Here is a 23,364-nt window from a genome sequence, read left to right as displayed (position 1 = left end):
GGTCAACTGTCACCGACCGCGTAACGAAATCACAGGGTACACGGGACTCACTCGATACGAAATGGAGGCAACCATGACCGTCACCGTCTTCACCAAGCCGCGCTGCCCGCAGTGCGATGCCACCAAGCGCCAGCTCACCAAGCTCGGCGTGCCGTTCGAGACCGTCGACCTCTCCGAGAACCCGTCCACCCTCGAACAGCTGCAGCAGGCCGGCTTCAAGCAGGCGCCGGTCGTGATCACCCCGGATTGCTCCTGGACCGGATACCGCCCCGACCTGATCCGCGAACTGGCCAAGGCCGGCGCGGCCCGCCCCGTACCGGTCGCCGCATGACCGGCGCCGTCGTCTACTTCTCCTCCGCGTCGGAGAACACCACCCGCTTCGTGGAGAGCTGCCGGTTCGACGAGCTGGGCATCGCGACCTACCGCATCCCGCTGCGGACCGGCGACGGACCGCTCGCCGTACGCGAACCGTACGTGCTGATCGTGCCGACGTACGGCGGCGGAGTCGTCGCCAAGGCCGTGCCGCCGCAGGTCAAGCGGTTCCTCAATGACCCGGACAACCGCGAGTGGATCCGCGGCGTGATCGCATCCGGCAACACGAACTTCGGCGAGGCGTACGCCGCGGCCGGCCGCATCGTCTCCGCGAAATGCAAGGTGCCGCTGCTGTTCACGTTCGAACTCATGGGCACGCCGGAGGACGTGCGCAAGACCCGCGAAGGACTTGCCCGGTTCTTCACGCAACAGTAACGCCGACCGATCGTTCTTCACGAAAACCACCAGCGCCGTCCGTAACCTTCACACCACGACGACCAATCCCGTCGTCCTTCACGATTCCAGCATCAACACTCACGAAAGAGCAACCATGCCCATCGCCTACGATCCGTCCACCGACTATCACGCGCTCAACGCGATGCTCAACCTGTACGACGAGCACCACCGCATCCAGTTCGGCAAGGACAAGGAAGCCGAACGCGCGTACGTCACCAGCGAGATCGAGCCGAACACCAGGCACTTCGACTCCACCGCCGAACGCCTCGCCTACCTGATCGGCAACCAGTACTACGAGGCCCGCGTCTTCGAGCAGTACTCCCCCGAGTTCCTCGACTCGTTCTACGCCCGCGCGGCCGCGAGCAACTACGAGTTCGAGACGTTCCTCGGCGCGTTCAAGTTCTTCCGCTCCTACGCGCTCAAGTCGTTCGACGGCAAGCAGTACCTTGAGGATTTCCCGCAGCGTTGCGCCGCGGTCGCGCTCGCACTGGCCGCCGGCGACGAGAACGCCGCCGTCAGTTACCTCGACGAGATGATCGCCGGCCGCTTCCAGCCGGCCACGCCCACGTTCCTCAACCTCGGCAAGGCGCAGCGCGGCGAGCCGGTCAGCTGCTTCCTCGTGCGCATCGAAGACAACATGGAGTCGATCTCGCGCGGCATCAACGCAGCCCTGCAGCTGTCCAAGCGCGGCGGCGGCGTGGCTCTGTTGCTGAGCAACCTGCGCGAGCTGGGCGCCCCGATCAAGCACATCGAGAACCAGTCAAGCGGCGTCGTGCCGGTCATGAAGCTGCTTGAGGACTCGTTCTCGTACGCGAACCAGCTCGGCGCGCGCCAGGGCGCCGGCGCGGTGTACCTGAGCGCGCACCACCCCGACATCATGCGTTTCCTCGACACCAAGCGCGAGAACGCGGACGAGAAGATCCGCATCAAGTCGCTCGCGCTCGGCGTGGTCGTGCCGGACATCACGTTCGAACTGGCCAAGCGCAAGGCGCAGATGGCGCTGTTCAGCCCGTACGACGTGGAGCGCGTGTACGGCAAGCCGTTCGCCGATGTGCCGATCAGCGAGAACTACGAGAAGATGATCGCAGATGATCGAATCCGCAAAACATACATCGATGCACGCAAGTTCTTCACCACGCTCGCGGAACTCCAGTTCGAATCCGGCTACCCGTACATCGTGTTCGAGGACACCGTCAACCACGCCAACCCGATCGACGGCCGTGTGACCATGTCTAACCTGTGCTCCGAGATCCTGCAGGTGCAGGAACCGAGCGCCTACAACGAAGACCTCACCTATGCACACGTCGGCCGCGACATCTCCTGCAACCTCGGCTCGCTCAACATCGCCAAGGCGATGGACGGCGGTCTCGGCAATACGGTCGAAACGGCGATCCGCGCGCTCACGTCGGTCGCCGAACAGACGAGCATCAACGCGGTGCCGTCGATCCGCCGCGCCAACGAGGAGGGCCACGCGATCGGTCTCGGCCAGATGAACCTGCACGGCTTCCTCGCCCGCGAAGGCATCCGGTACGGCTCCGACGAGGCGCTCGACTTCACCGACATGTACTTCATGACCGTCGCCTACCACGCCTACCGCGCGTCGCACGACCTCGCGGTGAGCCGCGGCCGAGCGTTCGCCGGCTTCGAACGTTCCGCGTACGCGAAGCCGGCCGGTCAGGGCAATTATTTCGACAAGTACACGGACGGCCGCCGCTCACTGGAGCCGCGCACCGACCGCGTGCGCGACCTGTTCGCGAAGTACGGAGTCGCGATCCCGACCGCGGACGACTGGGCCGCGCTGCGCGACGCGATCCTTGCCGACGGCATCTACAACCAGAACCTGCAGGCCGTGCCGCCGACCGGCTCGATCTCGTACATCAACCACAGCACATCGTCGATCCACCCGATCGTCTCCAAGATCGAGATCCGCAAGGAAGGCAAGATCGGCCGCATGTACTACCCCGCGCCGTACATGACGAACGAGAACCTCGAATACTTCAAGGACGCGTACGAGATCGGATGGAAGGCGATCGTCGACACGTACGCCGAGGCGACGCAGCACGTCGACCAGGGCCTCTCGCTCACGCTGTTCTTCCCCGACACGGCCACCACCCGCGACGTGAACAAGGCGCAGATCTACGCGTGGCGCAAGGGCATCAAGACCCTCTACTACATCCGCATCCGTCAGCAGGCGCTGGAAGGCACCGAAGTCCAAGGCTGCGTCTCCTGCATGCTCTGATGGTGCGTTATCCGCGTTGCTCCTCGGTCGCGGTACTGAGTACCGCTTCCCTCGGTGCGCCTTGATACCGCACACATCAGAACATTCTCGACAGTTCCTGCACCGGCAGCTCTGCCGCGGATGGGGCGGGGCATACGTTGCGCGACACACTCAAGGCCGTTCGGCCAAGCCTACGGTCTCGCAACATATGCGCCACCCCATCCGCTCCGTAAAAAGCAACGAAACGCAATGAAAGAAGACTCATGTCGAAAACCATCTATCGCGCACTGCTGCGCCTCACGGCGCCGGAGGAATTCGCCGATCGAGACGAACGCGACAACATCGACGAACGCGCGGAACAAGTCAAATAGGCAGCTGAACAAACGCAACGTCACACAACGCAGCCGAGCGAAGTCGGCCGGTATATGTTGCTCGACCGTAGGCTTGGCCGAACGGCCTTGAGTGTGTCGAGCGACATATACCGGCCGACTTCGCGGCCACCGCACCAAACCGTTCGATTCAACGGTCAACAGCAAGCGTCATCGTAACCAACCAAACGACCAAACCTACAAAAGGAACCCGCACATGGCACCGATCACCGTCCCGCGCAAACCGCTCAAGCTCATCGACCGCGTCTCCGCGATCAACTGGAACAAGCTTGAGGACGAGAAGGACCTCGAGGTCTGGGACCGCCTCACCGGCAACTTCTGGCTGCCCGAAAAGGTCCCCGTCTCCAACGACATCCCCAGCTGGCAGGCGATGAGCGAGGAGGAGCACACGCTCACGATGCGCGTGTTCACCGGACTGACGCTGCTTGACACGATCCAGGGCACGGTCGGTGCGGTAAGCCTCATTCCGGACGCGCTCACCCCGCACGAGGAGGCCGTGTACACGAACATCGCGTTCATGGAGTCCGTTCACGCGAAGTCGTATTCGAGCATCTTCTCGACGCTGTGTTCGAGCGAGCAGATCGACGCGGCGTTCGCTTGGAGCGAGGAGAACGAGTTCCTGCAGAAGAAGGCGCAGATCGTGCTCGATTACTACGAGGGCGACAGCCCGCTCAAGCGCAAGGTCGCCTCGACGCTGCTCGAGTCGTTCCTGTTCTACTCGGGCTTCTACCTGCCGATGTATTTCTCGAGCCATGCAAAGCTCACGAACACGGCCGACGTGATCCGCCTGATCATCCGCGACGAGGCCGTGCACGGCTACTACATCGGCTACAAGTACCAGCGCGGTCTGGAGCTGGTGGGTGACGCGAAGCGCGAGGAGCTGCGCGAGTACACGTACGACCTGCTCAACGAGCTGTACGACAACGAGGTGGAGTACACCGAGTCGCTGTACGACGGCGTCGGCCTGACGGAGGACGTGGAGAAGTTCCTGCGCTACAACGGCAACAAGGCTCTCATGAACCTCGGCTATCCGGCGCTGTTCCCGGCGGAGATCTGCGATGTGAACCCGGCGATCATCGCGTCGCTGTCGCCGAACGCGGACGAGAACCACGACTTCTTCTCCGGGTCCGGCTCGTCGTACGTGATGGGCAAGGCCGAAGAGACCGACGACGAGGACTGGGATTTCTGATTCGTCCGACACCGGCCGTCTCTGCGTCTAGTCGTCGGGCAGACGTTCCCACGCCGGCAGGTGGTGCAACGCACGGATGATGTTGCACTGCGCGAGCAGATCGCCGTCGGCGGAGCACATGGTCGGGTACCACATGCGATGGCGCAGTCTGGCGGCCGCACCCTTATCCGGACCGCGCAGCAGTGCCGCCTCGCTGCTGCCATATTGGAAATGCAGATGGCTGAGCAGACCGCCCTCGTCCAATTCCGCGCGCGCAGGCATCGGATCCATCGCGATCAGCACGCGGAACGGGCTGCCGTCCGGCGCGGAATCGGCGTGGAACACGTAGCAGGGCTTGCCTTCGAGGCCACGGTCGATCATATGGTCGAGCTGGTAGGCGTAGCGGCCGATCACCGTGGATTCGTCGCTTCGCCATTCGAGCGCGAACCCGTTGCCGGCGTTCTCGCCGTATTCCAACGGTTCGATATGCCATCCGGCTATGGGCACGTGGCGGTTGGCCCGGCATGTGGTGCGGCACGCCCAGCGCCAGAACCGTCGCATGCTGCCGCCGAAGAACGGCAGCATGAGCGAGAACGCCGACCGTCGGCCGCGCATCGCCGCCTCCGATTCGGTCCACGCGCGTTCGATGGCGGGGTCATGGCTGTCGATGAGCCGTTCGAAGCTGATCCAGTCGCCCGTCCATTCGCTCACCGTGAGACCCGAAGCAGCGGCGTCGGCCTGTGCGACGGCCTGATCGTCGTCCGGCACGGGGTTTGCGGGTTGCGCGATATTCGTCGCAACGTTCTTCACGGGTTCCGTCATATCGTCTCCTTGGTCAGGCTCGGACTGCCGTCCATGTCGATGATCCGGTCGCACCACAGCGCGGCGAGTTCCTCGTCGTGCGTGACGACGAGCACGGCCTTGCCGTCGTCCGCCAATCGCCGCAGCAGCGCGCCCACCTGCATCATGTGCGCGCGATCGAGCCCGCTGGTCGGCTCGTCGAGCACGATCAGCTCCTTGCCGCACATGATCGCCGACGCGATCGCCAGCCGCTGCTTCTGCCCACCGGACAGGCTCATCGGGTGACGGTCCGCGAATGGCAGCAGATCCAGTGCGTCCAGCACGCGGTCGGCCTGCTCGCCAAGCGTTGCCGGGTGAAGATACGGCATGCGGGCGGCCTCGGCAGATTGCGCACCGGCGATTCCCGAACCGGCGGTTTCCGTGTCGGGTACGGCCGCCAGATCGATTGGCCGACGGATCACGTCGTCCGCGTCACCGAGCCCGAGCAGCAGTTCCTCACGCGCGCTGTCGGCGAAGAGCTGGTAGTTGACGTCCTGCATGACGAGGAATCCGGCACGGGTGAGCGCGGCCGGCCTGACGGAACGGCCATGCAGCAGGACCCGCCCGGCGAGCGGCTTCTGCAACCCGCACAGCGTGCGTACCAACGTGCTTTTGCCGGCACCGTTACGGCCCATCAGTCCGATGATGTCACCGCCGTACAGCGCAAGATCGGCGACCTCGCGGCGGAACGCACGCCGATAGCCGACGACGAGATCGTGCGTGGCGATGATGGCGGCACCGTTCGGCGATTGATGTTCCGTTTGCTGCACAGAAGGATTGGCAAGCACGGACGCAGCAGACGGATGCCGACTTGCCGAATCAATGACCGGACCGATCGGCGATGTGACCGGCATATCGGACGCCGTTTCGGTCTCTGCGTTGACCGCCGCGATGACCGAAGGCTGCGACGTTCCCCGTTCTGAGGGAAGTCCGTCGTTGAGTCCGCGAGCCGACCGTGGACACCCGGCCGACATTCGCCCAGCCATCTCGGCGACGTCCGGCGCGCCGCCGGTCACACCAACTTTCGCTCGCAACGCCGCGCGGTACGGCGCGAGGTCGAGCGCGCGCAATCCCCATAATTCGAGCTGTTCCGCGCCCAGTTCGGCAAACTCGGCGGCCGTGTATTCGCCCGCCACCGCACCGTTCTCGAATCGCACGTACCGGTCGATCAGGTCGGCGCACCACGCGAGCCGGTGTTCGGCGATCACGACCGTCACGCCCGCACGTTTCAGTTCGGCGACCATGTCGTGCAGGTCGCGCATCGCGGCCGCGTCGAGATTGCTGGTCGGTTCGTCCATGACGATGATCCGCGGGCGCAGCATCGTTGCCGAGGCGACCGCAAGCCGCTGTTTTTCGCCGCCGGACAGCTTGAAGACGCTGCGGCCGAGCAGATGACGGATGCCGAATCGTTGCGCGGTCTCGTCGACCCGCTCGCGGATGGCCGCGGACGGCATGCCGACGTTCTCGCACGGGAACGCAAGTTCGGACGTCGTATCGGCGTTGAAATACTGCGTTTTCGGGTTCTGGAAGACGCTGCCGACGAGCGGCACGAGCGATTCGATCGGCACGGGAGCGGCAACGTTCGCATCGCGCGCGCCGGCCGTTGCGTCGCCCGACGTATCACCGTCGCCGCCCAGCCCGCAGACGACTTGCGTTCCGGTCAGCGGACCGTGGAAGAAATTCGGGATAAGACCGTTGATGAGCCGCGTGATGGTGGTTTTGCCGCAGCCGGACTGCCCGCACAACATGACGGTTTCGCCGGGACGAACGGCGAGGTCGACGTGGGTGAGGGCGCGATCGGTGGGAGATGCCACGTTGCCGGATACGGGGTTTGCGACGGTAGGATTGACAGCCGCAACGCCGGCGTCATCGTGCGCGTATCGGAATGACGTGTCGGCGATCGCGATGATGGAATCAGCTGAGGTGCCGAACGGTTGGGATGGTACGGCGGAAGTAATGGACGATGACGATGCGCTCACAGCACGCCTCCGATCGCGAGCGCCAGCGGCACAGTGCACACGGCCATGAACGCCCAGTCGAACCAGCTCATGCGGATCACGGTCATACACGTGTGCTCGCCGGCGATGCCGAGTCCTTTGGTGAGCGCCGCGACAGACAGGTCGCGCGACACGATCGTCGCGTTCATGAGCAGCGGCACGAGGATGAACTCCAGTGATTGCACCGGATGACGCACCAACGCGAACCGTCCGGCCGCGATGCCGCGCAGGGCCATCGCGTTGCGGATCTGCCGATAGTCGTGCACGATGGTCGGGAAGAACCGGATGACGACCATGCAGGGGATGACGATCGCCTCCGGTACGTGCATGCGCCGCATCGCGCATACGAATTCGCTGATCGACGTCGTGGTGAACGCATACGCGCCGGTGATCAGGCACGGCATCATCATGCGGATGCCGACCGACAGCAGTCCGGCGACGTGGCCGGCGGTCACGGCGAACGTCGCCGCGCCGCCGTCGTTCGCGCCGCCGTCCATCATGCCGATCAGTGATCCGCCGGAACCGCCGCCCGCGCCGTCCAGCGTCACCGCGTCCGACCATAGTCCCAACCCGAGCAACGCGAAGTACAGCACGGCCAGTCGCAATCCGTTCTTCCAACGTCCGGCCGCGAACAGCGGCAGCAGGAACAGTGCGACCATGATCGCCTCGCCGCGCGTGTCCACGTGGAAGAACAGCAGCAGGTTCGCAAGCAGCAGCAGATACAGTTTCGCTCGCGGGTCGAGACGGCGGGACGCGGCGGTGACTGGCATCAGGCGATGCCGGCCTTGACGAAGTGCTTCTTGAGGATGCGCTGGCCGAACCAGCCGCCGATCAGGCCGCACACGAGGATCGCGGCCATCGCCACGAAGAACGAGCCGACGCTGATCTGTGAGAACAGGTCGTTGATGTATGCCGCGCTTTTGCCGCGCGCTTCCAGGGAGGCGACGTACGCGTCCTTCATGAACCACAGCGGCAGGATCGGGCCGGTCAGGCCATAGCAGAACACGACGTAGCCGATGAGGATGGTGACGCGGTTCTTGTAGTTGCCGATGCGGGCGATGAGGTCGCCGGCGAGCGGGAAGACGACGCTGGCGACGAACGACAGCGCGAAATGGCCGGACACGAACAGGAACAGGCCGATCACGACGCCCATCACGGTGATGCCGCCGAACTTGCCGACGCGCGCGACCGACAGCATGAACACCGGTCCGCAGATCAGCGCGGCGACGGCGGGCAGGAAGATCGTACCGGCGCCGGCGATGAGCGTGGAGACGAGCGTGGCGACGCACACGCACACGAAGTACAGGGCGGTGAAGATGCCGATCGAGATGAGGTCGGGGACGGCGAGACGGGAGGATTTCGGGGACTGGACGGCGGGCTGGTTGGGCTGGTTCATGCGATCTCCGATGCTGTGCATATGACGTCCGCGTCGACGAACCGCGCGGAACGGACAAACTCCACCCAATCTATCGGGCTTCGGCCCGCGACACAATACCCCCCGTTCCCAGGCGATATCGTCTTCTCCTCAGCCGTCCCACCCTCGTGGCGGTTTTCGCTCACCGGCATCCCCTCAGCGAGACATTTCCGCCACGCGTCGACTCGGCCGCGCCGCTACGCGCGCCCGGCCTTGGACGGGTCGAGGTGCATGGTCTGGAAGCGGTTCGCCATGAACTCGTTGTCGAAATGCGTGGCGAAGAAGCGCGAGACCGGCGAATCGGCCGAAATGCCCGCCAGCCGCGAATACCACGCGTCCAGCGCCATCAGGGTCATCGTCGCGTCCACGACCATGAACACGAAGAACACCAGCGTGAGCATGTATCGCCACCGCCACGGGATCCGCTGGATCATCGCCAGCAGATGCGGCAGGATCAGCTTGATCCATGCCAGCCCCAGCACGCCCCAGAAGAACATGAACTTGCCGGACGTGCGTCCGTCGATCGACAGCCACTGGCCGGTGTAGTCCCACGCGGTGATGCCGAACGCGACCTCCATGAACCAGCTGGTCAGGTATTCGAACGTGCCGCCGATCACCGCGCTCGCGCAGAAGATGAGCAGCCAGTTCTGCCGCCACAGCCGGTTGAGCAGCACGGTCAGAATCACCGCGCCGCAGCCGTAGATCGGCGAGAACGGCCCCCACAGCAGTCCCGCGCGATCCTGCCATTCGCCGCCGTACATCGCCAGATGGTAGAGAGTCTCGACGGTCAGACCGAACACGCAGCCGACCACGAACAGCCAGAACAGGTTGAAGAAGTCGAGCGAGATGTAGCCCTTGCCGCTCAGGTCGCGTCCGGGCATGCCCTTGGCGAGGCCCTCCTCGTAGGCGTCGCGCTGGTCCATCTGCCAGAGGGCGGTTTTCAGGCGGCGTTCCTCGCGCAGCGCGGGATCGACGGTGATCGACAGCGTGACGAGGATGATGAGCTGGACGATCGGCTGGAGCAATGGCGAGGCGAGGCCGTCGAGCATGACGACGAACAGGCCTTCGGCGATGGTCAGCGGGATGAGCGCTTCGGTCCAGCGGGCCGCGTGCCGGCGCCGGTTGAGGATCAGCAGGACGCCGAACACCATGAGGATGACGGTGGTGAGCGAGTTCACGCCGGCCGACAGCCAGCTGAGGATCGCGGTGAGGCCGGGCTGGCCGATGATGACCGTGCCGGATATGAGGTCACGCACGACGTCGATGACGGCGAACGCGATGCTCGGGATGGTCGACAGTCCCTGGATGATCAGCAGGACGCCGTAAACGCGGGCGACGAGCGGCAGCCGGCGGTCGTCGATGTCGACGACGCCGTCGCCGTTCACGTCGCCGGGGATCGGCTTGTCGGTTTCGGCCGCCGCGTCCGCCGACGTGTCCGGTTCCGGCTTGACCTCCCCCGGGATACCGATGATCGGCGCGATGTCCGACGCCTGTTCGGCCCGCTCGCCCATGACCGGATCCGCCGCGGCCCGTTCCGCACGCTCGCCCGCTTCGGCGACGGACGGCTTGCCCAGACCGGCTCCCATCGGGTCGGATTCGTTCGCTTCGCACTGCGCTGGGGTTTCGCTCATGGCATCCACGCTAGCAGCGCCGCCCAACCGCGTGCCTCTGTCGGACGCCCGACGAAAGACGATCCACCCCCGGATATACACTACGTGATGCGTAGCGCTACGCAATCCGTAGCGCGCAAGAACCATCATCCGCGACCAACCGCGTCAACCCATCCACACGAGAAGGACGACATGAGCAATGTGCTGAAGATACTGCGCCGCGACGCGCTGCGACTGCTGCGCGTGCCGACCGCATGGATCATCATCGGCGGCCTGACCGTGATCCCCGCCCTGTACGCATGGTTCAACATCGTCGGGTTCTGGGATCCGTACAGCAACACCAAAGGCGTGCAGGTCGCCGTCGTGAACAACGACAAGGGCACCGACGACGCGATGCTCGGCACCCTCAACCTGGGCGACCAGCTCGTCGCCCAGCTCAAGGAGAACCACGACCTCGGCTGGCAGTTCGTCGACGAGGCCGAGGCTATGCGGCTCGTCGAATCCGGGCGCAGCTACGCGGCCATCGTCATCCCCAAGGACTTCAGCGCGGACATGGCCGGCGTGATCACGAACGGCGAGAAACGCCCGACGCTCGAATACTACGTGAACGAAAAGGCGAACGCGGTCGCCCCGAAGATCACCGACACCGGCGCGTCCACCGTCGACACGCAGGTCAACAACGCGTTCGTCTCCACCGCCAGCGAGGTCATCTCGAACGTCGTCAACCAGGCCGGCGACAAGCTCGGCGCGCAGATGGACGAGACGACGGCGCGCACCGTCAAGCAGCTCACCGACGCACAAGGCAGGATCACCAAGGCACGCAAGTCGATCGACGACCTCACGAAGACGCTCGACACGATCCCCGACAAAACCAAGGACGCCCGCACCACGCTCGCACAGGCCAAGATCGTCGCGGCGAACGCCGGCAGCGCGCTCGCATCCACATCGCAGCTCATCACCGACACGCAGAACACGGCCAACGCCTTCGTCTCCGACTCCTCCTCCGCGTTCGACCAAGGCACCAGCCTGCTCTCCCAGGCGAGCGCAAAGGCCAACCTCGGCATCTCCTCGCTCGCGTCCGGCATGACCACCGCGAACGGCGTGGTCGGCGACGCGCTCGACGGCGCCAAGCAGACGAACGACGCCACGAAATCCCTTATCGAACAGCTGAAAAAGCTGCCGTCCACGATCGTTGTCACCGACCTGATCAACCGTCTCGAAACGCAGAACCAGAAGGTCGGCGATTCGATCACGCGACTGCAGGCGCTCAACAGCGACACCGGTTCGCTGATCGGCACCACGGCGAACGCCGCCGACTCGCTGAACACGGCCACGCAGACCACGCTCGACGCGACCACGTCCGCACGCAAGACGCTGTCCGGCGACGCACTGCCAAAACTCAACTCGGGCCTGACCTCGCTGTCGCAGACCGCGACCACGCTCGCCGGCACCGTCACCAGTCAGGACGCGCTGTTCAGCCAGACCGAAACCGTGCTCGACCAGCTCGACCAAGCGGCAAAGGACACGAAAGCGGCCCTCAAGCAGACCGACAAGGGCCTCGCCACGATCGAAACCAAGCTCGGCACCACCGCCACCGATCTGAGCGCGCTCGGCACCTCCAGCGCGCTGTCCGGCCTGTTCGGCACCGACGGCAAGCTCGACGTCTCCGCGATCTCCGAGTTCATGCTCTCCCCCACCGTGCTCGACACGAAAACCGTGTACCCGGTAGCCACGTACGGTTCCGGCATGGCACCGCTGTTCACGAACATGGCGCTGTGGGTGGGCGCGTTCGCGCTGATGGTGATCGTCAAGCTCGAAGTCGACGACGAAGACCTGCCCGAAGCCCCGAACGCCACCGAACGCTATCTCGCCCGTTTCCTGCTGCTCGCCGTCCCGGCCGCCGCGCAGGGCGTCATCACGACCGCCGGCGACCTCATCCTCGGCGTGCAGACCGTGAACGCGCCGCTGTTCGTCCTCACCGGCGTGATCACGTCGCTCTCCTACCTGAGCCTGATCTACATGCTGTCATCCACGCTCATGCACGTCGGCAAGGGCCTGTGCGTGGCGCTGATCATCGTGCAGATCCCGGGCGCGTCCGGCCTGTACCCGATCGAGATGATGCCGCGCTTCTACCGCGTGCTCTACCCGTTCTTCCCGTTCACGTACTCGATCAGCGCGTTCCGCGAGACGATCGGCGGCTTCTACCAGACCCATTGGATCCGCAACATCGCCATGCTGTTCGTGTTCGCTGCCGTCTCGTTCGCGATCGGACTCGCCGTGCGGCCTCTGCTCACCAATCTCAACCGCCTGTTCGCGCGGCAGCTCGCGGAAAGCGACATGTTCGTCGGCGAGGAGGTGCACATGCCGGACCGTTCGTTCAGCATGGCGCAGGCGATCCGCATGCTCGCAGACAAGGACGTGTACCGCGCCGGCATCGAACGGCGCGCGGCCGCGTTCATGGCGCGCTATCCGCGGCTCAAACGCGGCGCGCTCGTGGCCGGACTCGCGGTGCCGGCGATCCTTGCGGTCACGTTCTCGCTGGTGACCGGCGCGAACGGCGCTGTCGGCATCAAACTCGTCGCCCTGGCGACATGGATCATCTGGATCCTGCTCATCATCGGCTTCCTCATGACGATCGAGCTCATGCGCGACAGCTTCGAACGCCAGACCCGACTCGGCACGCTCAGCGACGAGGCGATCCGCGAATTCCTGTACACGGGTGAACGCGCGAAACGCCGCCGCCATGCCAAGCCCGGCGCCCCGGCGACCACGCCGCTGCGCGAGTCGCTCGCGGACACGCAGCCCATCGAACCGCTGCTCGGCAACCTCGCCGAGCTCGCCAACCGTCTCAACAACTCCGATCACAAGGAAGGCAGGCACGCGCAGTGAGCACGATCCTCAGACTGTTTCTCGGCGACCTGCGCCGCATCACCGGCAACGTCGTCTCGATCATCATCGTGATCGGACTGGTCACGATCCCCGGCCTGTTCTCGTGGTTCAACATCGCGGCGAGCTGGGATCCGTTCTCGAACACCGGCAACCTGAAGTTCGCGGTCGCCAGCGTCGACGAGGGCTACCAGTCCGACCTGATCCCGGTGAAGATCACCGTCGGCGACTCGGTCGTCAACGCCCTGCGCGCCAACAGCCAGCTCGACTGGACGTTCACGAGCGAGGCCGACGCGATCGACGGCACCAAATCCGGCGAATACTACGCCGCCGTGATCATCCCGAAGGACTTCTCCGAGAAGATGATGACGTTCTTCACGTCCGACAGCGTCGACCACGCGAAGCTCACGTACTACACGAACGAGAAGATCAACGCGCTCGCGCCGAAGGTGACCGGACAGGGCGCCGACCAGGTGGCCGCGCAGATCAACGAGATGTTCGCCGAGACAATCACCGGCACGGCGCTGTCCATCGCGTCGAGCCTGATCGACCGGCTCGACGACCCGCAGGCCACGCAGATGCTCGGCACGTTCAACGCGAAGGTCGGCGATTTCGCGACGACGCTGACCGACACGGCGTCGATGCTGACGATGTACGGAACGCTCACCGATTCGGCAGGCTCGCTGATGTCGAGCTCGGTCGACCTGATCGACACGGCGTCCGACTCGGCCGATGCCGGCAAGAAGCAGATCGACGCGGCGAAGTCGGGCGCCTCGTCCGTGACGGCCGCGCTGGACTCGGCGTCGGACGCGCTGTCCGACGCGCTGGCGACCAGCGCGGACAGTTTCGACGCGGTGTCGAGCAACATCGACGCGGTGTACGCGAGCGCCGGCCAGTCGACCGCGGATCTGGCGACGTCGCTGCGTGCGCAGGCCACGAACGTGGACGAGCAGCGCGCGCAATACCAGTCGATCCGCGACACGATCGCCGCACTGGATCCGAACACGACGATCGGCGCGGACGTGCAGACCGCGCTGCTGGACGGGCTTGACCGGATCATCGCACGGCAGACCGCGCTGCGTGACTCGCTCAACGGCGCCGCCGGCGATCTGGAAACGAAGCAGTCGAACGCGCAGGCCGAACGTCAGAAGATCAAGGATCTCGCGAACCAGGCAAAGTCGAGCGTCACCTCGGTCAAGTCGCAGTTCGACGATTCGCTCAAGCCGCAGCTGAACTCGCTGGCGGCGTCGGTCAAGGACGTGACCTCGACGCTGGAATCGTCGTCGGCGTCCGATGCGATCGGCGACCTGCGCAAGGCGTCCGACTCGGCCGACGCCAAGCTCGCGGACGTGAAGGCGACGCTGAACGACACCGCGGCGACGCTGACCAAGGCGAGCAAGCGGCTGACCGATTTCACTGCGAAGATGAAGACCGCGCTGAACAGCGGCGACATGGGACAGGTCAAGGAACTGCTCGGCTCGGACACGGAGGCGTTGGCGGCGACGCTGGCCGCGCCGGTGCAGCTCAAACGCAAGGCCGTGTTCCCGGTCGCGAATTTCGGCAGTTCGCTGGCGCCGCTGTACACGTTCCTGCCGTTGTGGGTCGGCTCGCTGCTCATGGCGGTGACGCTCAAGACGTCGGTGTCGCGGCGCGTGCGTGACGAGCTCGAAGCAGCCGCCGGCGGGCGTCGAGTGCGGGCGCATCAGCTGTATCTCGGCCATTACGGCGTGTTCGCGACGATCGCGCTGCTGCAAAGCACGGTCTCGTGCGCGGGCACGCTGCTGTTCATGCGCGTGCAGGCCGTGCACCCGTGGCTGTTCATGCTCGACGGCTGGGTGAGCTCGCTCGTGTACTCGTTCTTCGCGTACACGATGGTGGTGAGCTTCGGCAACGTGGGCAAGGCGATCGGCGTGCTGTACCTGGTGGTGCAGATCTGCGGGTCGGGCGCGGCGTACCCGCTGCAGATCCTGCCCGATTTCGTCTCCGCGCTCAGCCCCTGGCTGCCGGTGACGCATTCGGTGACGATGGTGCGCGCGGCGATCGCGGGCATCTACGCGAACGACTACTGGATCGCGATGGGCAAGCTGCTGCTGTTCGTACCTCCGCTGCTGCTGCTCGGCCTGTTGCTGAGGAAGCCGCTTGTCGGGTTCAACAAGTGGTACGTGGCACAAGTGGAAAGCACGAAGCTGCTGTGAGCGGCCGTCGCATCGGCACCGTCAGCTTCGGTAACAGCTCCGGGGCGCAAGAGAACTAGCGCCTGCTCCCTAGCGCTATCATCCGCCCCTTGATGGAGCACCATCACTTGCTCCCTCCTGCACCAGGGGAGCTGTCAGCGAAGCTGACTGAGGGGGTCAGTATCCGCTGCACCCGCCATATCATGAACGTAACGAAGAAGGAATCATGACCGATTCATCGCATGCAACCGCGTGCCCGCCTCGCGCCGCTCGCACGCGCGAGGCCACGGATCGCAAGATCGCGCAGGCGACGCTCGACATTCTCATGTCGGAAGGCATCGGCGCGATGACCATCGAGGAGGTGTCGCGCCGGTCGGGCGTGGCGAAGACCACGATCTACCGGCGGTATCGCAACACCGACGACCTGCTGCGACACCTGCAGATCGAGGCGGTGAGCCTGCCGGAGTTCGGGCAGTTGGAGACCACACGCGAGGGTCTGCGCACGTTGCTGGAACGCGTCGCGGCCAGCTTCAACGACGAGATCGGTCTGAAGGCGGTGGGCGTGGTGCTGTCGACCAGCAACCAGGCCGTGCACGGGCTGGCGCGGCAAATTCTTGACCCGGCGCAGCAGCGATTCGCGCAGTTCATCGCGCGGGGTGTGGAATCCGGCGCGTTCCGCGCGGACGTGGACGCACGCTTCCTGTTCGGCACGACGCTTGGCTCGATGCTCGCCGCCAAGGCCCTCGCCCCGGACGCGGCCGCCGACTGGCCCGAACGCATGACCGCGCTCCTGTGGCCGGCGCTCGAAAGGTAGGATCCGTCACACCTTGCGCGACGACAGGCATTTTGCGATGGTGCGACAGGATATCTTGTCACGCCGTCGCAAATGCAGCGTATTCGTCAAGGTGTGACAGAAAAATTGTCACACCTTGACGAATCCCCGTCACAGATGCAAGGTGAGACAACGGAATCCCTTGAAATTCCAACAATCCTCAATAACGCAGAGGAATGCCATCTGTCACACCATCCAAAAATGTCGCACTTTTTCAACAGTGCGACATGAAATCCGCGCCACGCTTCTCCCGCAATCACCGTTCTACGGAGAATCTACGGCGAACAAACCCTGCCGCTACTGAATGGAAGCCTCCTGGCGGGCGACTTCCAAAGCGGCGTTGAACGCGTCGGTGGTCCAGCTGGCGCCGGCGACCGTGTCGACCTTCAAATCCTTGAGCGGCTGGCCGTCGACCACGCCGTTGATCGCCTCGGCGAAATCGGTCTGATGCTTCTTCGAGATGCTCGTGAACGGGTGCCCGACGATCTCCACCTTTTCGACGTTCTGATCCTTGACGGTCACGTGCACGTCGATGGTGTCCTCGCCGATCGGACCGTACTGGCCGTTGACCGAATACGTGCCGTCCGCGTAGTTGCCGGTGTCCTTCTTGTCGGATTTCGTGCCGGTGTCGCGGCTTCCCGCGCCCGTAGAACCGGACGACGAGCCGGAAGACGAATCATCGCCCGAGTTCGACTGCTCCTCCTGCGACTGTTCGGTCTCGCCCGAATTGCCGGAATACTCGTCGTTCATCGGCGTGGCCTTCGGCTCGCCGCACCCGGCCAGCATCGCGCCGGCCACCACCAGTCCGGCCGCCGCAACGACCGCGGACTTCTTCAACGTGTTCTTGTCGTTCATGCCCGCAACCTTACCTTATTCCGCATCCTCAGTTCCGCCGGTTTTCGCGGCCTTGGTCGGGTCCGAGAAACCGATCGCGGTCTCGCCGGTCTGCGCGCCCTCGACCTGGGCACCGGTCGACGCCGGACGACCGCCAGCCGCCTCGTACGCCTTCCGCGCGGCCTCGTCGTTCCATTTCTCGCCCACGAGCACGCCGTGGTTGAGCATGATCTCGCGTTCGGCGCAGCTCGCCACGAGCGCATCATGGGTCACGACGATGATCGTCGTGCCCTGCTCGTGCAGCTGGCGGAACAGGTCGAGCACGATCTTCTCGTTCTTCTCGTCGAGGTTGCCGGTCGGCTCGTCGGCGAGGATCAGCTTCGGATCGTTGATGAGCGCACGCGCGATGCACACGCGCTGCTGCTCGCCGCCGGACAGCTGGCTCGGCAGGTGGTGCGCGCGATCCTTGAGCCCCACGCGATCCAACGCCTCCAGCGCCTGTTTTTCGTCGACGACCGAGTGGTAGTACTGCGCGACCATCACGTTCTCCACGGCCGTCAGATGCGGCACGAGGTAGAACTTCTGGAACACGAGTCCGATGAGGTTCTTGCGCACGTCCGCGAGCTGGGATGCGTTGAGGTCCTCAAGTTTGCGGCCTTCGAGCTTGACGGAGCCCTTCGATGGCGTGTCCATGCAGCCGATCATGTTCATCAGCGTGGTCTTGCCGGAGCCGGACGAGCCGACGATCGCCAGCCACTGCCCGGCCGGCACGGTCAGGCTCAGGTCATCCACGGCATGCAGGTCGCCGTAGATCTTCGAGATATGGTCGAGTTCAAGCAGCATATCCATGATGTTTCCTTACGTTGGTTTATTCCTCGCGCAGCACGACGGCCGGGTCGATGCGCGTGGCGCGGTGGACGGGCGGAATGCTCGCCACGACCGCGACGAGCGCCGCGAGCAGCACGGACGCGACGCCGAGCCACCAGTTGAAGCCGATCGACCGCTCGAATACGGCCACGCACAGCCATTGCGCGAGTCCGTAGCCGATCGCGGTGCCGAGCAGACCGCCGATGAGGCCGTACATGGCCGATTCGACGTAGAATTCGATGCCGATCGCCGACGAGCTCGCGCCGAGCGCCTTGCGTAGGCCGATCTCGTTGCGCCGCTGCGAGACGATCGAACTGATCGTGGTGCCGACGCCGACGAGCGTGAGCACGAGCACGACGAGCGAGACGATCCAGAACAACGTCTGCAGCATGGTGATGATGCGCGTGTCGGATGCGGTGATCTTGGTGACCTGCTGCGCCTTGACGTGCATGGACGTCATGTCGTTGATGCTTTGCACCAGCGCGTCGAGATCGCTTGCGCCGGCGGAGTATTCGATGACGTCGACGCCGCGCGTGACGCCGGTGAGCTTGTTGACGTCGGAGGCGGTGGCGTAGATGATCGAGTCCTCGCTGCCGCCGGTGTCGACGATGCCGGCGACGCGGAATTCGGTGCCGGACGTGTCCATGATGTCGCTGGAGACGCGGCCATCCTGCGTGGGCTGGCCGGAGGACTGCTGGGACTGCGATTGCGACGACGACGCGCCGGTGGAGTCCGTGTTCGCGTCTTCGGCCGACGTTGACGACGAAGACGACGCATTGTCGGATGCTCGATAGCCGATGGTGATGCGCGAGCCGACCTTGAGGCCGATCGCGTCGGCGATGTCACGGCCGATGAGCACCTTGCCGTCGGACGGCCACGAGCCGTCGACCACCCAGTGATGGTTGAGGTTCTTCACCTGCTTGGCGTCCACGCCGGCCATCACGTACGGCGCGGCGTTCACGCGGACGTTCTCGTAACGGTAGGTCGCGTGCTTTTCTGAGCCTTTCGCCGCGACCATTTCGGTGGTGTGCTCGACCATTGCCTCGTCGATGCCGGCCTTGTCGGCCGACGCGGTGGACGAGGTCGGCGTGACGATCAGGTTCGCGCCGTACGCGCGCATCTCCTCGTTCATCTGCTGCGGCACGGCGATGCAGATCATCGCCAGGCAGAACAGCGTGGCCGCGCCGACGAGCGACGCGACGACCGCCATCATCGCACGCGAACGCCGCCGGAACACGGCGCTGAACAGCATGCGGAAGAACATCCCGGTATTCGTCATCTCACCACTCCTTTCCGTTCATCGCGATTCCCGGCTTCCGACACGATCCAGAACTCACCGGCCATGCAGCACCTCCGCGGGACGCAGGCTCAGGATCGAGCGGATCGACGACGCGGACGCGACGAGCACGGTGATCGCGAGCAGCACGAACACGAGCACGAACACCATCGGCCGCATCGTGATGCCCGAACCGAACACCACGTGCCCGATCAGCTGCGCGACTCCAGAACCGAGCCCGGCACCGACCACGGCACCGAGCAGCGCGATCGCCGCGGTCTCGGCCATCATCAGCCGCGACACCGCGCCGTCCGTCGCGCCGATCGCCTTGAGCAGCGCCAGTTCGGCCGACCGCTCCCCGATCGAGGCGACCATCAGGTTCGCCACGGCCACGGCCGCCGCGATCAGGCTCAGCACGGTCATCAGGATCATCACGGCCTGCGTCTTCTGCAGGACGTTGCCCTGCAGCGCGGCGACCTGCCGCACCTGCTTGGCGACCGCGTCCGGGATCACCTCTTCGATCTGGTACGCGATCGAGCTCGGGTACGCGGTGCAGTACCACGTCTCCCAGTCGTCCTGGCTGAGCGCGGCCGGGTTCTGCGCGGCCTTGCGCGCGAGGTCGTTCTCCGGCGTGGTCAGGGCCTTCACCTCGATCTTGTCGGCCGCGTCGGGCAGGTCCGCGAGCACCTGCGCGACCGAACTCGACAGGTACAGCGAGCCGTTCTCGTCGTCGCCGGAATCATAGATGCCGACGATCGTGATCGGCTGTTCATTGTGCTTGCCGGACGCGGTGGTCTTCTTCAACGTCACGGTATCGCCGATCTTGACGCCGAGCTGTTGCGCGAGCGTCGAGCCGATCATGCCCTGATCGGTGTCGTCCTTCGGCCACGCGCCCTCGATCTTCCACCACGAGCGCATGCCCTCGACGCCGACTACGGTCGTCTCGCCGGACGCGAGCTTGAGCTCCTTGTTGAACCACGTGCCGACGATCGGCACGTTCACCGACGCGCACGACGAGCCGGCAGCGCCCGAGTCCGTGCAGTTCGCCACCGCGGAGGCATGCACGTTGAGCTGCGGCGCGAAGTTGGTGATGTTGAACGCCCAGAAGATGGTCTTGATCTTGGCCGCGTCCGATTCCTTGAGGAACGCAGTCGGGTCGGCCTGGGCGGCCGCGCCGGTAAGCCCCGTCGTGTTGTACAGGTCGGAGACGACCGCGTCGGCCTTCGGCTGCACGATGATGTTCGAGCCGTACGTCGACAGTTCGGCGTTGAGCTTGTCGCCGACGTCGAAGACGACGCCCAGCATCGAAACGCTGACCGTGGCCGACAGGCACACGGTGAGCGCGATGAGCAGCCGCCTGCGCAGCTGGCGCGTGAACGACCGCGCGATCATTCGCAGAAAGAACAACGTGTTCCTCCTTTTCCGTTTTTCTTGGCCCTTGTGCAGGGGACCAATGAGCCGGCTTCCTTCTTTTTGCTCCCCCTAGCAGGGGGAGCTGTCGCCGTAGGCGACTGAGGGGGTTGTTGATGCCGCAGCCTCGTTACCCCCTCAGTCAGCTTCGCTGCCAGCTCCCCTTGCTAGGGGAGCAGACTAAACACCTTCACCGCACACCCTCACTGGAAGTGGGCGCTCAGCGCGTCCAGATCCGCAGTCTGAATGGTGATCTTGCCGTTGCCGGTCTTGTACGGGAACGGCACCGGGTTGCATCCGCCCTTGAAGCCGATGGTCGCCAGGTTGATCGCGACTTCGCACTTCTTGCAGATGATCTTGCCGTCCTTCTCGTAGTAGCCGGCGTCGCCGCAGTTGTCGCACGCGTCGAGGCCGATGCCGTACGCGCCGCCGTTCTTCTTGATGATGATGAACCGCATCACCGTGCCGTCCTTCGCCTTGTATTCGAAGCGGTGCAGGTGCCCGTCCTCGACCTGGCTGAACGGGATCGTCGCGACGCCGTCCTTCAACGAGTACGCTTCCGGCGGCGAGAGCGTGACCTCCTGCTGGGTCGCGGCCACGCCCACCGTGAGCGTCAGCGTCACACCGATCGCGGCGACGACGCTCCACGCGGCGGCCGCAATCGCGCGGCGGCGGAACGCCTTGTGCTTGCGTACGGTCGCCTCGTTCGGACCGGTCATCGGCATGCGGAATCCGGCCACGACCGACGCGACGGCCGGGATCAGGAACGCGAACGCCTGCGCCATGATCATGCCGCGGTTGTTGTTGATCGACCATGCGAGCAACACGAACTCGGTGTGGTTCATCGGGAATCCGCGCGCCTGCAGGATCTGCGCGAGTCCGGTCAGGTGCTGCACGAACAGGATCGCCATCGTCAGCACGACGGCGGCCGTGAACGCGAGCCGCACCGCGGTCGAGCGCATCGTACGGAAGATCGCGGCGACGATGATCGACATCGCCAGTCCCAGCGCGAAACCGAGCGCACGCAACAGCATCGCCGACGTGAAGATCGGGTCGCCGGGCTCGACCCAGATCGTCAGCTGCAGGATGACGTCGGGCAGCGCGTAGAACAGCGTGAGCGCGATGTCGATCGCGGCGATCGCGTTCGCGACGTGCATCCAGACCGCGTGCCGCTGCCAGTTCGCGGTGATGCGCCGCGCGCAGACGACGACCGCGATCGCGAGCAGGTCGACGACGACCGCGACGCACAGCACCGGATAGTTGACGAACGTGCGCTGGTTGATGACGGCCGACGCGCGCAGGGCCGCGAACACAATCGCGGCGACGACGCCGACGCCGACGCCCCACAGACGCCAATGCGTGCTGATCGGCTTGTCACGCCCCTCGCCGACCGTGAGCATCACGCTCAGGCACATCACGAGCAATGCGGGGGCCAGCGTCCCCGGCATCACCGCCACGAATTGTTCAAGCATTCGCGTCCTTTCCGTATTTCTGGCTGCCGGCGATTCATGTGGTCGGGTGTTGACCCCCTCAGTCAGCGTTGCTGACAGCTCCCCCTGACAGGGGGTGCAAGGGCCGTGGCTTCCGCATCTCCGACCGCTACGACCTGCTCCCCCTACCTAGGGGAGCTGTCAGCGCAGCTGACTGAGGGGGTCGCACCCGACCAGCCTAATCAACCCAGCCTCCCAAAAAACAGCAAAAGCTCCCCTCGTACGGAAGGGAGCGTTCTGCTATGCGGTCATGCTTTGATGACCCGAATCACCACTGGCGAGGAGTGTAATCCCAGTTGTCGAAGGTGACCTCGATCGGCTCGGTCCAGAAGCGGCCCTTGACGCCGGTCTCCGGGTCGACGTGCAGCATCCAGCCCTTGGCGGCCGGGGACTCGATCGAGAGCTTCAGCTGGTAGGTGCCGGCCTTGTCGAGCTTGACGTTGGCGCCGTAGTGCGGGCCGTCGGAGGCGTTCATCTGCATGAAGGTACCGGAGGTGGCCTTGCCGCCCTCGACCTCCTTGCCGGTGGACTTGTCGATGATCGTGTAGTTCACGGTCAGGTCCGGCACGAAATCGCCCTTGCCGTAGCCGAGCTCGGTGCCCTTCTCGTTGGCGTGGATGTCGGCTTCGAGGTGGAAGGAGGCGTCAGCGGCCTTCAGGCCGGAGGAAGCCGGCTCCATGTCGATCGGCTGGAAGTACACGGCGCCGACGGTCAGCGGGCCGTTGTCCTGATCCTGCTCCTCGGCGGTGCCGGACGGGCCGACCGGGACTTCCTCGAAGCCGGCGCCGGCGTCGGAGGAGCCGGAGTCCGACGATGTGTCGTTGGACTTGGTGTCGGAGGTGGAGGTGTCGGACTTGGTGTTGTCGTTCGACGCGGTGGTCGAGCCGCAGGCGGCCAGCGAGAAGGCCATCGAACCGGCGAGCAGCACGCCCAGCAGGGCGGCGATCTTCTTGTTCTTCATATTTCTCTTCCTTTGTTGTTGGATGAAATGTTGGGGTAAATCTTGGGTTACTTGGTCGCGGCGGCCGATTCAACCGATCCGGAACCGCCTGCGGCCAATTCGGCCTTGGCCTTCACCGTGTTTAGTTAACTGATGGATTGAGTGGCGACGCTAACGCTCGCACCATGCGTGGTGTTGTTTGAAAAACGTACGCACGGGAGTGGACGTGGTGTCAGCGTGCGGAGCGTCGT

General features: G+C 64.7%; 18 protein-coding genes. 7 read left to right on the top strand and 11 right to left on the bottom strand.

Features of this window, described 5'->3' with window-relative positions:
- Window positions 1-73: 73 nt before the first annotated feature.
- The 4 genes from GFD25_RS03420 (at window position 74) to nrdF (ending at window position 4,564) form a co-directional block, all read left to right on the top strand.
- Window positions 74-331, top strand: coding sequence for a glutaredoxin family protein (locus tag GFD25_RS03420; RefSeq protein WP_163230022.1), 258 nt, complete (start codon window positions 74-76; stop codon window positions 329-331).
- A complete protein-coding gene (gene nrdI / locus GFD25_RS03415) occupies window positions 328-747 on the top strand; it encodes a class Ib ribonucleoside-diphosphate reductase assembly flavoprotein NrdI (protein ID WP_163230020.1) in 420 nt (139 codons plus the stop codon). The genes GFD25_RS03420 and nrdI overlap by 4 nt, the downstream gene beginning before the upstream one ends.
- A gap of 115 nt (window positions 748-862) precedes the next feature.
- Complete coding sequence (nrdE, locus tag GFD25_RS03410) at window positions 863-3,007, top strand: class 1b ribonucleoside-diphosphate reductase subunit alpha (protein ID WP_163230018.1); 2,145 nt, start codon at window positions 863-865, stop codon at window positions 3,005-3,007.
- Between the two features lie 564 nt (window positions 3,008-3,571).
- Complete coding sequence (gene nrdF / locus GFD25_RS03405) at window positions 3,572-4,564, top strand: class 1b ribonucleoside-diphosphate reductase subunit beta (RefSeq protein ID WP_163230016.1); 993 nt, start codon at window positions 3,572-3,574, stop codon at window positions 4,562-4,564.
- 27 nt (window positions 4,565-4,591) lie between these two features.
- Here the strand turns inward: nrdF and GFD25_RS03400 are convergent, their stop codons facing one another.
- The 5 genes from GFD25_RS03400 to GFD25_RS03375 form a co-directional block, all read right to left on the bottom strand.
- The gene (locus tag GFD25_RS03400; RefSeq protein ID WP_204314755.1) at window positions 4,592-5,365 is read right to left on the bottom strand and encodes a hypothetical protein; all 774 of its coding nucleotides are present in this window, start codon (window positions 5,363-5,365) and stop codon (window positions 4,592-4,594) included.
- Window positions 5,362-7,362, bottom strand: a complete 2,001-nt coding sequence (locus tag GFD25_RS12115; protein ID WP_338024616.1) for an ABC transporter ATP-binding protein — start codon at window positions 7,360-7,362, stop codon at window positions 5,362-5,364. The genes GFD25_RS03400 and GFD25_RS12115 overlap by 4 nt, the downstream gene beginning before the upstream one ends.
- Window positions 7,359-8,150, bottom strand: coding sequence for an energy-coupling factor transporter transmembrane component T family protein (locus tag GFD25_RS03385; protein ID WP_163230014.1), 792 nt, complete (start codon window positions 8,148-8,150; stop codon window positions 7,359-7,361). Before GFD25_RS03385 ends, GFD25_RS12115 begins: the two co-directional genes overlap by 4 nt.
- Complete coding sequence (locus GFD25_RS03380) at window positions 8,150-8,776, bottom strand: MptD family putative ECF transporter S component (RefSeq protein ID WP_163230012.1); 627 nt, start codon at window positions 8,774-8,776, stop codon at window positions 8,150-8,152. Before GFD25_RS03380 ends, GFD25_RS03385 begins: the two co-directional genes overlap by 1 nt.
- A 215-nt stretch (window positions 8,777-8,991) precedes the next feature.
- Entirely contained in the window at window positions 8,992-10,305 is a 1,314-nt protein-coding gene (locus tag GFD25_RS03375) for a putative ABC transporter permease (protein WP_163230136.1), read from the bottom strand.
- Window positions 10,306-10,596: 291 nt separating this feature from the next.
- Here GFD25_RS03375 and GFD25_RS03370 point away from each other — a divergent pair, with 291 nt between their 5' ends.
- The 3 genes from GFD25_RS03370 (at window position 10,597) to GFD25_RS03360 (ending at window position 16,278) form a co-directional block, all read left to right on the top strand.
- A complete protein-coding gene (locus GFD25_RS03370; protein ID WP_163230010.1) occupies window positions 10,597-13,293 on the top strand; it encodes a YhgE/Pip domain-containing protein in 2,697 nt (898 codons plus the stop codon).
- Entirely contained in the window at window positions 13,290-15,485 is a 2,196-nt protein-coding gene (locus tag GFD25_RS03365) for a YhgE/Pip family protein (RefSeq protein ID WP_163230008.1), read from the top strand. Before GFD25_RS03370 ends, GFD25_RS03365 begins: the two co-directional genes overlap by 4 nt.
- Before the next feature lie 205 nt (window positions 15,486-15,690).
- Window positions 15,691-16,278: a TetR/AcrR family transcriptional regulator gene (locus tag GFD25_RS03360; protein WP_163230006.1), complete on the top strand. Its 588-nt coding sequence runs from the start codon at window positions 15,691-15,693 to the stop codon at window positions 16,276-16,278.
- 315 nt (window positions 16,279-16,593) lie between these two features.
- Here GFD25_RS03360 and GFD25_RS03355 read toward each other — a convergent pair whose 3' ends face one another.
- From GFD25_RS03355 to GFD25_RS03330, 6 genes are all read right to left on the bottom strand, one after another.
- Window positions 16,594-17,151, bottom strand: coding sequence for an FMN-binding protein (locus GFD25_RS03355; RefSeq protein ID WP_163230004.1), 558 nt, complete (start codon window positions 17,149-17,151; stop codon window positions 16,594-16,596).
- Window positions 17,152-17,166: 15 nt separating this feature from the next.
- Window positions 17,167-17,973 (bottom strand): ABC transporter ATP-binding protein, encoded by an 807-nt coding sequence (locus GFD25_RS03350; RefSeq protein WP_163230134.1) that lies wholly within the window; start codon window positions 17,971-17,973, stop codon window positions 17,167-17,169.
- A gap of 25 nt (window positions 17,974-17,998) precedes the next feature.
- Window positions 17,999-19,276 carry an ABC transporter permease gene (locus GFD25_RS03345; RefSeq protein ID WP_163230002.1) on the bottom strand — a complete coding sequence of 426 codons (1,278 nt, stop codon included), beginning with the start codon at window positions 19,274-19,276 and terminating at the stop codon, window positions 17,999-18,001.
- A gap of 54 nt (window positions 19,277-19,330) precedes the next feature.
- Window positions 19,331-20,680, bottom strand: coding sequence for an FtsX-like permease family protein (locus GFD25_RS03340; protein ID WP_163229999.1), 1,350 nt, complete (start codon window positions 20,678-20,680; stop codon window positions 19,331-19,333).
- A gap of 206 nt (window positions 20,681-20,886) precedes the next feature.
- On the bottom strand, window positions 20,887-22,155 hold the full coding sequence (locus GFD25_RS03335) for a DUF2318 domain-containing protein (RefSeq protein WP_163229997.1): 1,269 nt from the start codon (window positions 22,153-22,155) through the stop codon (window positions 20,887-20,889).
- A 286-nt stretch (window positions 22,156-22,441) separates the two neighbouring features.
- Window positions 22,442-23,134, bottom strand: a complete 693-nt coding sequence (locus tag GFD25_RS03330; protein WP_163229995.1) for an iron transporter — start codon at window positions 23,132-23,134, stop codon at window positions 22,442-22,444.
- Between the last annotated feature and the right edge of the window lie 230 nt (window positions 23,135-23,364).

This window comes from Bifidobacterium aerophilum, assembly GCF_010667685.1.
GTDB lineage: Bacteria > Actinomycetota > Actinomycetes > Actinomycetales > Bifidobacteriaceae > Bifidobacterium > Bifidobacterium aerophilum.
The sequence above is the reverse complement of the archived record's forward strand: the minus strand, read 5'-3'. Positions and strand labels throughout refer to the sequence as shown.

Excerpts from the sequence above, each read along its gene's own strand:
- GFD25_RS03345 (WP_163230002.1), bottom strand. The coding sequence starts at position 19,276 with ATGACGAATACCGGGATGTTCTTCCGCATGCTGTTCAGCGCCGTGTTC.
- nrdI (WP_163230020.1), top strand. The coding sequence starts at position 328 with ATGACCGGCGCCGTCGTCTACTTCTCCTCCGCGTCGGAGAACACCACC.
- GFD25_RS03335 (WP_163229997.1), bottom strand. The coding sequence starts at position 22,155 with ATGCTTGAACAATTCGTGGCGGTGATGCCGGGGACGCTGGCCCCCGCA.
- GFD25_RS03375 (WP_163230136.1), bottom strand. The coding sequence starts at position 10,305 with ATGGGCGAGCGGGCCGAACAGGCGTCGGACATCGCGCCGATCATCGGT.
- GFD25_RS03420 (WP_163230022.1), top strand. The coding sequence starts at position 74 with ATGACCGTCACCGTCTTCACCAAGCCGCGCTGCCCGCAGTGCGATGCC.
- GFD25_RS03355 (WP_163230004.1), bottom strand. The coding sequence starts at position 17,151 with ATGAACGACAAGAACACGTTGAAGAAGTCCGCGGTCGTTGCGGCGGCC.
- nrdE (WP_163230018.1), top strand. The coding sequence starts at position 863 with ATGCCCATCGCCTACGATCCGTCCACCGACTATCACGCGCTCAACGCG.
- GFD25_RS03330 (WP_163229995.1), bottom strand. The coding sequence starts at position 23,134 with ATGAAGAACAAGAAGATCGCCGCCCTGCTGGGCGTGCTGCTCGCCGGT.
- GFD25_RS03350 (WP_163230134.1), bottom strand. The coding sequence starts at position 17,973 with ATGCTGCTTGAACTCGACCATATCTCGAAGATCTACGGCGACCTGCAT.
- GFD25_RS03370 (WP_163230010.1), top strand. The coding sequence starts at position 10,597 with ATGAGCAATGTGCTGAAGATACTGCGCCGCGACGCGCTGCGACTGCTG.
- nrdF (WP_163230016.1), top strand. The coding sequence starts at position 3,572 with ATGGCACCGATCACCGTCCCGCGCAAACCGCTCAAGCTCATCGACCGC.
- GFD25_RS03400 (WP_204314755.1), bottom strand. The coding sequence starts at position 5,365 with ATGACGGAACCCGTGAAGAACGTTGCGACGAATATCGCGCAACCCGCA.
- GFD25_RS03385 (WP_163230014.1), bottom strand. The coding sequence starts at position 8,150 with ATGCCAGTCACCGCCGCGTCCCGCCGTCTCGACCCGCGAGCGAAACTG.
- GFD25_RS03380 (WP_163230012.1), bottom strand. The coding sequence starts at position 8,776 with ATGAACCAGCCCAACCAGCCCGCCGTCCAGTCCCCGAAATCCTCCCGT.
- GFD25_RS03360 (WP_163230006.1), top strand. The coding sequence starts at position 15,691 with ATGACCGATTCATCGCATGCAACCGCGTGCCCGCCTCGCGCCGCTCGC.